This is a genomic window from Microbacterium sp. USTB-Y, assembly GCF_023703415.1.
Taxonomy (GTDB): domain Bacteria; phylum Actinomycetota; class Actinomycetes; order Actinomycetales; family Microbacteriaceae; genus Microbacterium.
In genome coordinates, this window is sequence record NZ_JAGMTU010000001.1 from 748,104 (window position 1) to 761,523 (window position 13,420).

The following is a 13,420-nucleotide window of genomic DNA, read 5'->3' on the forward strand; positions in this document are numbered from 1 at the left end:
GTGACGGACGACGTCTGCGACGAGCAGGACGCCACGGCCTCGGCCGGGCGCCCTGCTCGTCGCGGTTTCCCGCTGCGCCTCGGCATCGGCCAGGGCGGCTTCCTGGATGCGCCCTCGCTCGACGGCGCCACAGGGTGGCCCCGGCTGCGGCTGACCCTCGGCGCCCCCGGCGCGAAGCGGTGGTACCCCGGGGCGCTCATCAGCCAGCTGTTCATCATCGGGTTCATCCTGGTGCCCCTGCTCACCCAGCTCCCGGCCCCGGCGTCCTGGCTCTGGGGCCTCGGGGTGCTGGTCTACGGTGCGCTGTTCACCGTCTCCTTCCCGGCGGCGATGGCGCTGCCGAGCCCCTGGCGGTGGGTGCCGCCCGCCGTGCTGCTGCTGCTGTCGCTCCCGTTCCTCCTCGTGCTCGGACCCGACCTCTCGGGGCTGTGGACCTACGTCGCGGTCTCCGCGGCGATGTGCTTCGGCGGCGATCGCCGCGCGCTCCTGGCCGTCGTCGCGCTGGCGGCGGCCGCGTTCGTGCTCAACCTCGTCGACGGGGCCCTCCAGCCCTCGAGCACGCCGCCGTGGACGATGCCGCTCGTCATCCTCTCCATCGGAACGCTGATGGCGGCGTTCACCCGCAACCTGCAGACGCTCGCCGAGCTGCGGCGCACGCAGAAGGAGCTCGCCACCGTCGCCGTGGAGGAGGAGCGCAACCGCGTCGCGCGCGACATGCACGACATCCTCGGCCACTCGCTGTCGGCCATCGCGCTGAAGGCCGACCTCGCCGCCACGCTCTCGGAACGGGATCCCGCCGCCGCGTCGGCGGAGATCCGCGAGGTGCAGACCCTGGCCAGGGCCACGCTGAGCGACATGCGCGCCGTGGTCTCCGGGTACCGCCAGGTGCGGATCGCGAGCGAGCTCGCGTCGCTGCGCACGCTCCTGCCCGCCGCGGGGATCACCGCGCACCTGCCGACCACCACCGACGAGGTTCCGGAGCGCAACCGCGAGCTGTTCGGCTGGGCGCTGCGCGAGGCCGCGACGAACGTGATCCGCCACGCCGGAGCCGCCCACTGCTGGGTCGCGCTCGCCCCCGGACGCATCACGGTCGAGGATGACGGGGTCGGTCCCGGTGCGCACTCGCCGGCCGATCCGGGCGGCACGGGGCTTCACGGTCTCGCCGAGCGGGCCGCCGACGCCGGCGGCGCCCTGAGGATCGGCCGCTCCCGCCACGGCGGGTTCCTCCTGGAGGTCACCGCATGACGCACGGCACGAACGCTCCGGCGATCCGGATCCTGCTCGCCGACGATCAGGCTCTCGTGCGCGGAGCGCTCGCGACGCTGCTCGGCCTCGAGGACGACCTCGAGGTGATCGCGCAGGTGGGGCGCGGCGACGAGGTGCTGGCGGCCGCGCAGCAGCACCGCCCCGACATCGCCCTGCTCGACGTGGAGATGCCGGGCATCGACGGGCTCACCGCCGCCGCGCAGCTGCGGCAGGCGCTGCCCGACGTGCGGATCGTGATCGTCACGACCTTCGGCCGCGCGGGGTACCTGTCCCGCGCCCTCTCCGCCGGCGTCAGCGGCTACGTCGTCAAGGACACGCCGGCCTCCGAGCTGGCCGCGGTCGTGCGCCGGGTGATGCGCGGGGAGACGGTCATCGACGCCGCCCTCGCGACGGACGCGCTGACGGCTGGGCCGTCGCCGCTGACCCCGCGCGAGGCCGAGGTGCTCGCCGCCGCCCGGGACGGCGGGACCATCTCCGACGTGGCCCGCGCCCTGCACCTGTCCGAGGGCACGACGAGGAACCATCTGTCCTCGGCGATGCAGAAGCTCGAGGCGCGCACCCGTGCCGATGCCGCGCGGATCGCGCAGGAGCGCGGCTGGCTGCTCTGACGCTCCCGACGCCGCTTCAGGTTCCGGACCCGGGGATCCCCTACACTCGGCACCATGTCCGGAGGCTCCCCCACTTCGTCGCGCTCTGCGCGCCCTTCGCCCGCGGTGATCCGCCGACGCCGCCTGATCGTCGGACTCATCGCCGTGCTCGCGATCGCGCTCGTCGCGGTCCTCGCGACGATCTCCGTGCGGGCGTTCTCCGGGGGCGGCCCGAAGGCCGAGGCCGCCGGCACCGCGTCCACGCCGACGCCGAAGCCGACGTCCACGCCGCTCACACCGGCCCAACAGCTGCTGAAGACCGCCGCCGACCCCGCCACCGCGTGCGCGGTGTCGTTCGCGGGCGAAGGCATCACGCAGCCCCCGATGCTGCAGACGGAGGGCGTGCTGTACACCGGCCTGCCGATCCCGGAGCGTCCCGGCGCGGTGTTCGCCGGCTGGTACCCGACTCCGGAGACCGCCCAGACGCAGGTGCAGACCGACCGTGTGAACGGGTCGCAGCTGACCGCGTGCACCGATCATCAGCTCACGCTGCACGCCGCCTGGACCACGCCCGACCAGAACACCGCGACCGCGGCGAAGATCCCGATCCTGATGTACCACCAGTTCACGACCAAGCCCGAGGGCGAGGACAACTGGCTGCGCAACAACTACGTCTACATCGAGGACTTCAAGGCGCAGATGGACTACGTCGCGTCGCAGAAGTTCTATCTGCCGACCTGGGATGAGCTGAATGCGTTCATCGACGGCAAGCTCTTCCTGCCCCAGCACTCGCTCGTCATCACCGACGACGACGCGGATCCGACCTGGCTTCAGCTCGCCGTCCCGGTCGTCACCGAGCGGAAGCTGCTGACCACGTCGTTCGTGATCACCGGCGAGCGCAAGGACGGCTCGCCGTCGCCCTACGTGCTGCAGCGCTCGCACACGAACGACATGCACCGCGCCGGCGACAACGGCAAGGGCCGGATGGTGAACCTGTCCGCCGACGAGGTCGCGGCGGATCTGGAGGAGTCGGCGAAGGTGCTCGGCGCCAAGGAGGTCATCGCCTACCCCTACGGTCACTACAACGCGACCGCGGAGGAGGGCGTCACCAAGGCAGGGTTCCTGCTCGCCCGCACCATCGAGTTCGGCTACGTGAAGATCGGCACGAACAAGCTCGAGCTCCCGGTGGTCCGCATCAACTACGGCGACACCGTCCAGGGTCTCAAGGACAACATCGGCTGACGCCCCGAGGGGGCGGATCCGAGGGGGCGGGATCCGAGGCGGCTCGCCCGGCGGCGCCCCGAACGGGGGCCACCGGATCCAGGATCAGTCCGCGGCGGCCTCGGCCTCGAGGCGCACGCGCCGGCGCTCCTCGGCCTTGCGCTCCTGGCGCACCGACCGGCGCGGTGCGTAGACCACGAGGGAGTGGAACAGGAAGCGCACGAAGAACGCCGCGATCAGCGTGATCGCCGCCGCGAGGATGCTGGAGATGTGCCAGGTCTCGACCATGAGCGCCAGCACCGGGATCCGCACGGCCGCCTCGACGTTGTTGAACGTGAACGACTGGGCGAAGCGCACGCCGATCGCGGAGGCGTCGCCGCGCATGTCGTTGAAGACGTAGCGCTCCTGCAGGATGAAGTTGCCGATGATCGTCACCTCGGCCGCGATGATCGCCGCCCAGACGTACTCCACGCCGAGGTGGGTGAGCGCCCACATGATGACGAGGTTGGCGAGAGCGCCCACACCGCCGATGATCGCGAACAGCGACATCTTGCCGAAGCGCAACCGGGCCAGGTGCTTGAGGAACTCCATGCCCTGGACGAACGACGCCTTGGACTGCCCGTGCAGCCGCTCGCCGAACTCCATCGGCACCTCGGCGATGCGCACGTCGGAGCGCACCAGGATCTCCAGCAGGATCTTGAAGCCGTTGGGGCGCAGCGCCGCCGGGTCGATGCGGCGACGGTCCACGAGGAAGTATCCCGTCATCGGATCCGAGGCGCCGGACAGCCGGATCGGGAACATCGCCTTGGTGAGCAGGGTCGCGCCGCGGGAGACGCCGACGCGCACCGCTCCGGCGAGACCGCCGTTGTCGCCGCCGCCGACGTAGCGGGAGGCGACCACGACGTCCGCATCCCCGTCCTCGAAGCGGTCGATCATGTCGGGCAGGAGCTCCGGCGGATGCTGCAGATCGCCGTCCATGACGATGCACACGTCGTAGGCGGCCGCGGAGATGCCCTCCACCACGGCGCCGCCGAGACCGCCCACGGGCTTCTCCCGGTGCAGGAGCCGCACGGGAACGGGAGCGTCGACGGCGATCCGGCGGATCACGTCAGGGGTGTCGTCCGAGCTGTCGTCCACGAACAGGATCTCGACGTCGCGGTCCGAGACGGCGGCGGAGACGCGGGAGACGAGGGCCGCGATGTTGTCGCGCTCGTTGTAGGTCGGAATGATGACCGTGGCACCGGGGATGCGCTCCCCTGCCGACATGTCGCCCATGCCCCTCCTCCGATCGCTGACTCGCCATGATCCCACGGGAAACCATGCAGAACCTGCGCGTTTCCCGTCAGCCACCCTGCCCGCTCCAGGCTAACGGGAGGTGAAGTCCCCCGTCTCGGCGATCCTCCCGGCCGAGCCCTCATCCCCGGATCCGCCGTACCCTGGAATCATGACCGCCCCCGTCTCTGACACGATCACCCTGTTCGGCGCCGACTGGTGCCGTGACTGCATCCGCACGAAGAAGCAGCTCGACGAGCTCGGCATCGAGTACACCTACGTCGATCTCGTCGAGGATCCTGCGGCCGCGGACGTCGCCAAGGAGATCTCCGGCCGCACCAACATCCCGGTGGTCGTGTACCCCGACTCCTCGCATCACGTCGAGCCGTCCAACGCCGACGTCGAGGCGAAGCTGCGCGAGCTGTCCCTGATCTGACTCCCTCCGGTGCACGCGAAGCGGGCCTGATCCGGCCGCCGCGCGCGCCGATACACTGACGCGCATGAGCATCGCCGCTCGCGCCGAACGAGCCCCCACGCGCCTTCCCGCCCGCACCGTCGCCCGCTATGCCGCGGGCTCCCTGGGCACAGGCGGGTTCGCGACGCTGCCCGGCCTGGTGCTCGCCTACTTCCTCACCGACAACCTCGGCGTGGCGGCGATCCTCGCCGGCACGATCGTGACCCTCGCGAAGATCTGGGACGTCGTGATCGACCCGGTGATCGGCGCCTGGTCCGACCGCAGTCTCATCCGCACGGGCAGCCGCAAGCGCTTCATGCTCATCGGCGCCTTCACCCTGCCGGTGTTCTTCGCGCTCACCTTCGCGGTGCCGCCGGTGTTCGGCCCCGTCGCCGGCGTCATCTGCGTGCTGATCGCCTTCCTGGCGACCGCCACCGCGTTCAGCCTGTTCCAGGTGCCGTACATCGCCCTGCCCGCCGAGCTCACGTCGAGCTACGACGAACGCACCCGGCTGCTCAGCTGGCGGGTGATCGCGCTCACCGTCACGATCCTGCTCTTCGGCGGCGGCGGCCCCGAACTGCGCCGCCTCACCGGCGACCCCGTCACGGGCTATCTCGTGATGGGGATCGTCGCCGGCGTCGTGATCGGCGTCGGAATGCTCATCGCCGCGCGCACGGCGGACGACGCGGTGGCCGCCCCCGCCGCGGTCGAGCACGTCGGCATCCGCGCCCAGTACGCCGCGGGGTTCGCCGCGGTGCGCCGCTCGCAGCCGTTCCGCGCCCTGCTCGGCACCTACCTGCTGCAGGCCCTCGCCACGGGCACGATGCTCGCGGGCGCCCAGTACGTGGCGACCTGGGTGATGCGCTCCGAGAGCGCGGTGACGCTCCTGTTCGTCGCCCTCGTCGCCCCGGCCGTCATCGCGACGCCGGTGTGGGAGCGGGTGTCGCGCCGGATCGGCAAGGAGCGCGCCTTCCGGATCGCCTCGCTGGTGTTCCTCGTCGCGTCGGCGTCGATCGTCCTCGCCCTGTGGGCTCCCGGATCCTGGATCTACCTCTCGGTCGCCGTCGCGGGCATCGCCTATGCGGGAATGCAGGCGCTCCCGATGGCGATGCTCCCCGACGTGATCTCGCACGACGAGCGCGACAGCGGACCGGGCCACGCGGGCACGTTCACGGGGATGTGGACCGCCTCGGAGACGGTCGGCTTCGCGCTCGGGACGACGATCGTCTCGGTCGTCCTCGCGATCACCGGCTACGTCTCGCGCACAGCCGGCGACGCATCCGCCCTCGCCCAGCCGGCGAGCGCGGTCGCCGGCATCGTCGTGATCTTCAGCATCGTGCCGGCGGCGCTGATGCTGCTGAGCCTGTTCACCCTGGCCCGGTACGGGCTGCGTCGCGGGGACATCGACGGTGAGACTCCGTCTCACGCCGAGCGCGTACCCTGAGACCAGACCGCGCCGAAGGAGATCCGATGCCCGACACCCTCGCCGACGACGTCCGCGCCCCGATCGAGGAGGACATCGCGGCCCTGCGCAAGGGATCCGCGGCCTGGTCCGCCCTGACCGTGAGCCAGCGCGTGACGCTGCTGCGCGGCGTGCGCCGCACCGTCGCGGCGACCGCGCGCACCTGGGCCCGCACCGCGGTGCGCTCGAAGCAGCTGACGGACGATCATCCGCTCCGCGGCGAGGAGTGGCTGAGCGGTCCGTATGCGACGCTCGGCGCGGTGGACGCGTACATCGAGACGCTCGACCGCATCGCGACCGGCCGCAACCCGCTGGACGGCCTCACCGTCGACCGGACGGCGAGCGGTCAGACCCGCGTGCACTCCTTCCCGCTCGAAGGCATCGACAAGCTGCTGCTCTCGGGCTTCACGGGCGAGGTGTGGCTCGCCCCCGGCGTCACGCCGGGGGACGCCCGGTCCCGCGCCGGCCTCGCCCAGCGCTCGCCCGAGGCCACGGACGGCGGCATCGGCCTCGTGCTCGGCGCCGGCAACATCACCTCGATCCCGGTGCTCGACGTGCTGTACGAGCTGCTGGCGCACGACCGCGTCGTGCTGCTCAAGGTCAACCCCACGCAGGACGCCCTGGTGCCGGTCTTCGAGAGGGCGCTCGCGCCGCTGATCGCCCCCGGCTTCCTCCGGATCGTGCGCGGCGGCGCCGACGTCGGGACGTACCTCACCGCGAACGACGCGTTCGCGCACGTGCACATCACCGGATCCGCGCCGACCTTCGACGCGATCGTGTGGGGCACGGGCGCCCAGGGCAAGCGCCGCAGGCGCGAGAACCGGCCGCGGCTGAAGAAGCCGATCACCGCCGAGCTCGGCGGGGTCTCGCCGATCATCGTCGTGCCGGGCGACTGGAGCGATGAGGACCTGCGCTTCCAGGCCGAGCACGTCGCGACGATGCGGCTGCAGAACGCCGGGCACAACTGCATCGCCGGTCAGGTCGTGCTCCTCTCCCGCGACTGGGCGCAGAAGGATCAGTTCCTCATCGAGCTGCGCCGCGCGTATGCGATCGCCCCCGAGCGGCCGATCTGGTACCCGCGCTCGGACGAGCGCATGGCTCAGGCGGAGCAGTCGTATCCCGACGCGCTCGTGCTCGCCGACCGCCTCCTGGTCGAGATCGGAGACGGCGACGACGCCACCGCACTGGAGCAGACCGAGTACTTCGCCCCGGTGCTGGGGGTGGAGCAGCTGCCCGGCACCGGACAGGCGTTCCTGGATGCCGCCGTCGCGCATGCGAACGAGAAGCTGCAGGGCACCCTCGGCGCGAACGTGCTGATCGATCCGGCCACCGAGGCATCGCTCGGCGCGGGCTTCGAGCGGGCGATCACCGCGCTGCACTACGGCTCCATCGCGATCAACACGTGGACCGCCTTCGGCTTCATCACCCCGACCGTGACCTGGGGCGCGTTCCCCGGCAACACGATCGCGGACGTCGGCAGCGGGATCGGCGTCGTGCACAACGCCCTGCTGCTCGCCGACGTGGAGCGCTCCGTGGTGCGCGGCCCGTTCCGGCCGTTCCCGCGGTCGGCGTCGATCGTGCGCGACGGCGGCCGGTTCACGATCCTGCCGAAGCCGCCGTGGTTCGCGTCCTCGCGCACGGCCGCCGAGGTCAGCGAGGGGCTGACCCGGTTCCGCGCGCAGGGCGGCGTGCTCGCACTCGTGCGCACGCTCGTCCAGGCGATGCGCGCGTAGCGCGAGGAGGCCCCGCCTCTCTCCCCATGGACGTTGAGCGAGGACGCGCGCAGCGCGACCGAGACGAAACGCGGTGACCTCGCGAGAGCGCCGCGTTTCGTCTCGCTGCGCTCGCTCAACGACCCCGGAAGAGAGAAGGAACGACAGGATTCGCGGCTACGGCGTGGCCACCGCGAAGGTGTCGCACTTGCCGAGACCGTACTTGTAGCCGGTCGCGAACCACTTGTCCCGCTGGTCGCTGGATCCGTGCGTCCAGCTCTCCGGGTTGGTGTAGCCCGCGGACTGCTGCTGGATGTGATCGTCGCCGACCGCCGCGGCCGCGTTCAGCGCGTCCTTGATCTGCGCATCGGTCGGCGTCTTCATGTACGCGACGCCGTTCTTGTCCTTCTCCTGCGTCATGTCGGCGATGAAAGCGCCCGCATAGCAGTCGGCCTGCAGCTCGGTGCGCACCCCGTTGCTCGTGGGTCCCGTGCCGTTGTTCGGGTACTTGTCCATCGTGCCCGTGATGTTCTGGATGTGGTGCCCGTACTCGTGCGCCACGACGTAGACCTGGGCGAGGTCGCCGGCCTCCGCGCCGAACTGCTGCTTGAGCAGCTGGAAGAACGTGGGGTCGATGTAGACGGTCTGATCCGACGGGCAGTAGAACGGGCCGACGTCGTTGGAGGCGGTGCCGCAGGGGGTGGACGTCGAGCCCTCGACGTTGACCTGCCCCGGCTCGACGTAGCCCTTGACGTGCTTCGCCCAGTAGTCGTTGAGCACCAGCGACACTGCGGCGACACGGCAGTCGACGCTGTTGTTGGCGTCGGTGCCGGTGTTGCAGTTCTGCACCGATCCCTCGGTGGATCCGTCCCCCTGCTGCTGGCTCTGCGAGGTTCCGGTCGCGCCCCCGAGGAGGCCGGAGAGGTCGACCCCGGTGAAGGCGCTGATGAGCAGCACCACGACGGCGCCGAGCCCGACCACGCCGCCGCCGGCGATCGCGGCCGTGCGGCCGCCGCTGCGCCGCTTGACCTTGTTGTCCGAGACATCGGCATCCGGGTTGAACGTCATGAGCACAGTTTTCCACGGTCCATGGCCCGACGGCGAGGCATAGGCTCGCACTGAGCGTCGCGCCAGCGACCGAAGGGAGCCGAAAGTGACCACCACGGTGACTCTGACCGGGGCCGGCGGGCAGATCGGCTACGCGCTGCTGTTCCGGATCGCGGCGGGCGACATGCTCGGCCCGGACGAGAAGGTGCGGCTGCGACTGCTGGAGATCCCCGCGGGAATCGCCGCCGCCGAGGGCGCCGCCCTCGAGCTGCAGGACGGCGCCTTCGGGCTGCTCGAGCACGTCGAGGTGACCGACGACCCGGCCGTGGGCTTCGACGGCGCCGACCACGCCCTGCTCGTGGGGGCGCGCCCGCGGGGCCCCGGGATGGAGCGCGGCGACCTGCTCGCCGCCAACGGATCGATCTTCGGCCCGCAGGGCGCGGCGATCGCCGCGCACGCCGCACCCGGGGTGCGCGTCACGGTCGTGGGCAACCCCGCCAACACCAACGCCCTCATCGCCGCGGCGGCCGCCGACGGCGTGCCCGCGGAGCGGTTCAGCGCGCTCACCCGCCTCGACGAGAACCGCGCGCGCGGTCAGCTCGCCGCGGCTCTGAACGCCCCCGTGGCCGACATCGCCGGGGTCACCATCTGGGGCAACCACTCCGCGACGCAGTTCCCCGACGTCGCGCGCGCCACGGTCGCCGGACGCCCGGTCTGGGACGCCCTGGCCGAGCAGACCGGCGACGTGCGCGCCTGGCTCGACAGCACGTTCATCCCGCGCGTCGCGAAGCGCGGCGCCGAGATCATCCAGGTGCGGGGATCGTCCTCGGTGGCGTCGGCGGCGAACGCGACGATCGACCACGTGCGCGACGGGGCGCTCGGCACCGGCGAACGCCGCACGAGCGCCGCCGTCATCTCGCACGGCGAGTACGGCGTCCCGGAGGGGCTGATCAGCTCCTTCCCGGTGCGCGCGGTCGACGGTGCGTGGCAGATCGTCGAGGGTCTTTACCCGGACGACTGGGCGCGGGAGCGCATCGACCGCTCGGTCGCCGAGCTCGTCGAGGAGCGGGACGCCGTACGCGCACTCGGGCTGATCTGACCCGGCGAGACCGCCGCGCTCCGTCTCGCGCCTCGCTCCGCTCGGGGCTCGTTCGACGACCGATCCCGGGATCGTCGAGCGAGGACGCCGCAGGCGACCGAGAGACGAGACGCGGTCCTGAGCGGGCGGGCGTCAGATCGTCGCGGCGTCGATCACGAAGCGGAACCTCACGTCGCTCGCGAGCACGCGCTCGTAGGCGTCGTTGATGCCGGCCGCGTCGATGAGCTCGATCTCCGCCGCAAGGCCGTGCTCGGCGCAGAAGTCGAGCATCTCCTGCGTCTCGGCGATCCCGCCGATCGCGGATCCGGCCAGCGACCTGCGGAATCCGAGCAGCTGGTTGATCGAGACCGACATCGGCTCCGGCGGGGCGCCCACGCACACGAGGGTTCCGTTGGTGTCGAGCAGGCGCAGGTAGTCGTCCAGCGGCAGCGGGGCGCTCACGGTGTTCAGGATCAGGTCGAACGCGCGTCGGTTGCCCGAGAACGTCTCCGGCTCCGAGGTGGCGAGGTAGCGGTCGGCGCCGAGCCGGATCCCCTCGTCCTTCTTGCGCAGCGACTGCGAGAGCACCGTGACCTCGGCGCCCAGCGCGTGCGCGATCTGGACGGCCATGTGGCCGAGGCCGCCGAGTCCGATGACGGCGACGCGCGAACCGGGGCCGACCTTCCAGTGGCGCAGCGGCGAGTAGGTGGTGATGCCCGCGCACAGCAGCGGTGCCGCGCGGTCGAGCGGGATGGCGTCGGGGATCCGCAGGACGAAGCCCTCGGTGACGACGACCTGGCGCGAATAGCCGCCCTGGGTGACGGTGCCGTCGCGGTCGATCGCGCCATAGGTGCCGACGGAGCCGCCGGTGCAGTACTGCTCCTCGCCGCGCAGGCAGGCGGGGCATTCGCGGCAGGAGTTCACGAGGCAGCCGACGCCGACCCGGTCTCCGACGGCGAAGCGCGTGACCTCGGATCCGATCGCCGCGACCGTGCCGGCGATCTCGTGGCCGGGTGCGAGCGGATACCGCTGCGGCCCCCAGTCGCCCCGCACGGTGTGGATGTCGGAGTGGCAGATCCCGGCGTAGGCGATGTCGATCACGACGTCGTGCGGACCCGGCTCGCGCCGCTCGATCGTGGTCGGTGCGAGGGGCGCGCCCTCGCTCGGTGCGGCATAGGCGGCGACGACAGGCATGCGGACTCCTCGGGCTCCGTGGCGGACATGTGCGAGAGTACCCCGCGCCGCTGTGGAGAGCGCGCCCGGTCGCGATCTGCGGGGCTCGGCACGCCGGTGTCGGCGGGAGAAGGCACAATAGTCGTGGAGGCGGATGACATGGAAGCGACCACGCACACGCAGGGCGATGCCGAAGGCACGACCGAGGCCTCCCTCGACGCCGCCCTCACCAGCCCGCTGCACCTTCCGCACGCGGCGGCCGAGTGCCCCAAGTGCTTCACCGAGCTGCAGCAGAACCGCGACTGGTGGTCGGCCAAGCCCGACGGATCCCGCCTCGTCGGTCTGGTGGTGGCGCGCGACGGCATGCCCTCCGTGGTGCAGCAGCGCGACGACCTCACCCGCTTCGGCGTGCCGATCGAGGGCTTCCGCCACCCGGCGCCCGACATCCTGGAGAGCTGGACGGATCGGATCGGCCGCCTCATCGACACCCTGCGGGCGGGCGACGTGCTCGTCGTCGCCAACATCCACGCGCTCGGCCGCGATCGCGACGAGGAGGCCCGCACCGTCGCCGCCCTTCGCCGGCACGGCGTGATGGTGAAGGTGCTCAGCCACGACGCGCGCCACCTGGCCGACGCCGGGCGCTGACCGTCAGGGTCGTTCGAAAAGCGGCGGGATCTCCGCGGCGACGGCCGCACCCAGCTGAGTGTCGCTCGGGAGGATGTCGAGGCCGACTCCCGCCGGCAGAGCTCCGCCCAGCGCTGCGGCGAAAGCACTGAGGGAAGCGGAATCACCCGTCGGGACAGCCGTGAGGGCCGACTGTCCGTCGGCGACCACCTGTGCCAGTGACACCCGGGCGATGCCCGCACTGTCGCTCGCAGCGCGAACCGCGGTCAGGACGCGCGGATCCACGTGCCCCGGGCGCCCGAAGCTCACCGTGCCGGCCGGGATCGTTCTCTCGTTCGCCAGCATGAGTCGTTCGTTGAGCGGATTGATGACGACATCGACTCCGGGGGCGAGCCGGCCGACGCCGCCCGCGGGGACGAGCGCGGGACTCGCACCCTCGGGTGCGCCGCTCGCCCACTCGTCGAACAGTTCACGCGACGAGAACGCCGGGAGAGCTCTGCCTCCCTCGACCTCGATCGTGATCAGCCGGGTGCCGTCCTGCGCGTTCATCACCGGCAGGAGCAGACCGTAACGCCCGAGGAGATGCTCGGCCGCAGCCAGGGTCCGCACGCCCCTCTCCCCCAGCTGACGCACGGTCACCCGCGGAAGCAGCGACGGCTCGCCCTGCGCGCTCCCCTCCGCGGCGAGCATGCCGTCCAAGGCGGCCGAGAAACGGTCGTCGATGTGTCCGGAGTCGACCATCTGGTGGCTCAGGGCGGTGGCGAGCGAGCGAGGCGACAGGTGCCCCGCGCGGACGGTCTGAAGTTCCTCCTCCAGCTGGCCGCGCAGCGACGAACTCAAGGACGCCGGGAATGCACCATCCGCCGAAGCCGACTCCAGCGCCTGCAGGGCGGCGAGGAGCGCCTCCTCGTATTTCGTCGTCATGGGATCCTCCCCTGAAAACCTACCGGCAGCCTGTCGACATTCTGAACCCAGGAACTCGGCCAATCACGGGGCAAGAGGATCTGATCCGCTCCGCCCGGCAGGATCGCTCCGGACATGGTCGTCTGCGGCGCCACGGTGCCGATGTTGAGCACCTGGCCCGCCGGCACCTCGATCGTGGCCTCGAACTCACGCGAGTTCTTCCACTCGGGAAGAAGGGCGCTCTCCATCGCCGCATTGATCCGGTTGCCGGACGTCGACGTCGTCGCAAAGCCTCCGCCCTGTTCGGCGGAGTGCCCGTAGACGCGGAACAGGGTGACCGCCTCCGTCGTCTCCACCGTGCGATAGGCGCCGTCCTCGAAGGTCGCCGCGAGACTCGGCGGAAGCTCCTGTCGCGGCGCGGCTCTCACACTCCCGTCGATCGCCGTGGGGTTCGTCCGCGTGGTGTCGACCTTGCCGTCGTAGTGGTCCTTGTCCTTGACCTGGCGGATGACGTCGTCGAGATGCCCGTCCATGTTCGCCGTCAACTGGTGCAGCTTGTGATCCGCATGCGCGAACCCCTTCAACGCCGCCTGCTTCAACTCCCGGATGATCGGCTTCACC

13 protein-coding genes are annotated in these 13,420 nt (G+C 71.2%); 8 read left to right on the plus strand and 5 right to left on the minus strand.

The annotated features are described in order from the left end of the window. From J8G10_RS19535 to J8G10_RS03560, 3 genes are read left to right on the plus strand one after another with little or no spacing between them, the layout of a single operon-like run. Positions 1-1,245 carry a histidine kinase gene (locus J8G10_RS19535; RefSeq protein ID WP_251439335.1) on the plus strand — a complete coding sequence of 415 codons (1,245 nt, stop codon included), beginning with the start codon at positions 1-3 and terminating at the stop codon, positions 1,243-1,245. Beyond that, positions 1,242-1,874, plus strand: coding sequence for a response regulator transcription factor (locus J8G10_RS03555; RefSeq protein WP_251439337.1), 633 nt, complete (start codon positions 1,242-1,244; stop codon positions 1,872-1,874). The genes J8G10_RS19535 and J8G10_RS03555 overlap by 4 nt, the downstream gene beginning before the upstream one ends. 54 nt (positions 1,875-1,928) lie before the next feature. Beyond that, complete coding sequence (locus J8G10_RS03560; protein ID WP_251439339.1) at positions 1,929-3,095, plus strand: polysaccharide deacetylase family protein; 1,167 nt, start codon at positions 1,929-1,931, stop codon at positions 3,093-3,095. Positions 3,096-3,179: 84 nt separating this feature from the next. On the opposite strand, the gene J8G10_RS03565 is transcribed toward J8G10_RS03560, so the two are convergent. Next, a complete protein-coding gene (locus J8G10_RS03565; RefSeq protein ID WP_251439340.1) occupies positions 3,180-4,349 on the minus strand; it encodes a glycosyltransferase family 2 protein in 1,170 nt (389 codons plus the stop codon). Between the two features lie 169 nt (positions 4,350-4,518). On the opposite strand from J8G10_RS03565, the gene J8G10_RS03570 reads away from it, so the two are divergent. From J8G10_RS03570 to J8G10_RS03580, 3 genes are all read left to right on the plus strand, one after another. After that, a complete protein-coding gene (locus J8G10_RS03570) occupies positions 4,519-4,782 on the plus strand; it encodes a glutaredoxin family protein (protein ID WP_251439342.1) in 264 nt (87 codons plus the stop codon). A 64-nt stretch (positions 4,783-4,846) separates the two neighbouring features. Continuing rightward, the gene (locus tag J8G10_RS03575; protein ID WP_251439343.1) at positions 4,847-6,244 is read left to right on the plus strand and encodes an MFS transporter; all 1,398 of its coding nucleotides are present in this window, start codon (positions 4,847-4,849) and stop codon (positions 6,242-6,244) included. Positions 6,245-6,270: 26 nt separating this feature from the next. Beyond that, the gene (locus J8G10_RS03580; RefSeq protein ID WP_251439344.1) at positions 6,271-7,995 is read left to right on the plus strand and encodes an aldehyde dehydrogenase family protein; all 1,725 of its coding nucleotides are present in this window, start codon (positions 6,271-6,273) and stop codon (positions 7,993-7,995) included. A 156-nt stretch (positions 7,996-8,151) separates the two neighbouring features. On the opposite strand, the gene J8G10_RS03585 is transcribed toward J8G10_RS03580, so the two are convergent. Then, the gene (locus J8G10_RS03585) at positions 8,152-9,042 is read right to left on the minus strand and encodes a neutral zinc metallopeptidase (RefSeq protein WP_251439345.1); all 891 of its coding nucleotides are present in this window, start codon (positions 9,040-9,042) and stop codon (positions 8,152-8,154) included. 85 nt (positions 9,043-9,127) lie between these two features. Between J8G10_RS03585 and J8G10_RS03590 the strand changes: the two genes are divergently transcribed. Continuing rightward, complete coding sequence (locus tag J8G10_RS03590) at positions 9,128-10,120, plus strand: malate dehydrogenase (protein ID WP_251439346.1); 993 nt, start codon at positions 9,128-9,130, stop codon at positions 10,118-10,120. A gap of 132 nt (positions 10,121-10,252) precedes the next feature. Here J8G10_RS03590 and J8G10_RS03595 read toward each other — a convergent pair whose 3' ends face one another. Continuing rightward, positions 10,253-11,293, minus strand: coding sequence for an NAD(P)-dependent alcohol dehydrogenase (locus tag J8G10_RS03595; RefSeq protein ID WP_251439347.1), 1,041 nt, complete (start codon positions 11,291-11,293; stop codon positions 10,253-10,255). A gap of 138 nt (positions 11,294-11,431) precedes the next feature. Here J8G10_RS03595 and J8G10_RS03600 point away from each other — a divergent pair, with 138 nt between their 5' ends. Then, the gene (locus J8G10_RS03600) at positions 11,432-11,917 is read left to right on the plus strand and encodes a recombinase family protein (protein WP_251439348.1); all 486 of its coding nucleotides are present in this window, start codon (positions 11,432-11,434) and stop codon (positions 11,915-11,917) included. Between the two features lie 3 nt (positions 11,918-11,920). Here the strand turns inward: J8G10_RS03600 and J8G10_RS03605 are convergent, their stop codons facing one another. Together J8G10_RS03605 and J8G10_RS03610 are read right to left on the minus strand one after the other, a co-directional pair. After that, the gene (locus J8G10_RS03605) at positions 11,921-12,820 is read right to left on the minus strand and encodes an SseB family protein (RefSeq protein ID WP_251439350.1); all 900 of its coding nucleotides are present in this window, start codon (positions 12,818-12,820) and stop codon (positions 11,921-11,923) included. After that, a partial coding sequence (locus tag J8G10_RS03610; RefSeq protein ID WP_251439352.1) for a hypothetical protein occupies positions 12,817-13,420 on the minus strand: 604 nt, incomplete at its 5' end. The genes J8G10_RS03610 and J8G10_RS03605, both read right to left, overlap by 4 nt.

Bases quoted from the DNA above. Each gene is read 5' to 3' on its own strand.
- J8G10_RS03575 (WP_251439343.1), top strand. From the start codon at position 4,847: ATGAGCATCGCCGCTCGCGCCGAACGAGCCCCCACGCGCCTTCCCGCC.
- J8G10_RS03605 (WP_251439350.1), bottom strand. From the start codon at position 12,820: ATGACGACGAAATACGAGGAGGCGCTCCTCGCCGCCCTGCAGGCGCTG.
- J8G10_RS03585 (WP_251439345.1), bottom strand. From the start codon at position 9,042: ATGACGTTCAACCCGGATGCCGATGTCTCGGACAACAAGGTCAAGCGG.
- J8G10_RS03595 (WP_251439347.1), bottom strand. From the start codon at position 11,293: ATGCCTGTCGTCGCCGCCTATGCCGCACCGAGCGAGGGCGCGCCCCTC.
- J8G10_RS03570 (WP_251439342.1), top strand. From the start codon at position 4,519: ATGACCGCCCCCGTCTCTGACACGATCACCCTGTTCGGCGCCGACTGG.
- J8G10_RS03565 (WP_251439340.1), bottom strand. From the start codon at position 4,349: ATGGGCGACATGTCGGCAGGGGAGCGCATCCCCGGTGCCACGGTCATC.
- J8G10_RS03560 (WP_251439339.1), top strand. From the start codon at position 1,929: ATGTCCGGAGGCTCCCCCACTTCGTCGCGCTCTGCGCGCCCTTCGCCC.
- J8G10_RS03600 (WP_251439348.1), top strand. From the start codon at position 11,432: ATGGAAGCGACCACGCACACGCAGGGCGATGCCGAAGGCACGACCGAG.
- J8G10_RS03555 (WP_251439337.1), top strand. From the start codon at position 1,242: ATGACGCACGGCACGAACGCTCCGGCGATCCGGATCCTGCTCGCCGAC.
- J8G10_RS03580 (WP_251439344.1), top strand. From the start codon at position 6,271: ATGCCCGACACCCTCGCCGACGACGTCCGCGCCCCGATCGAGGAGGAC.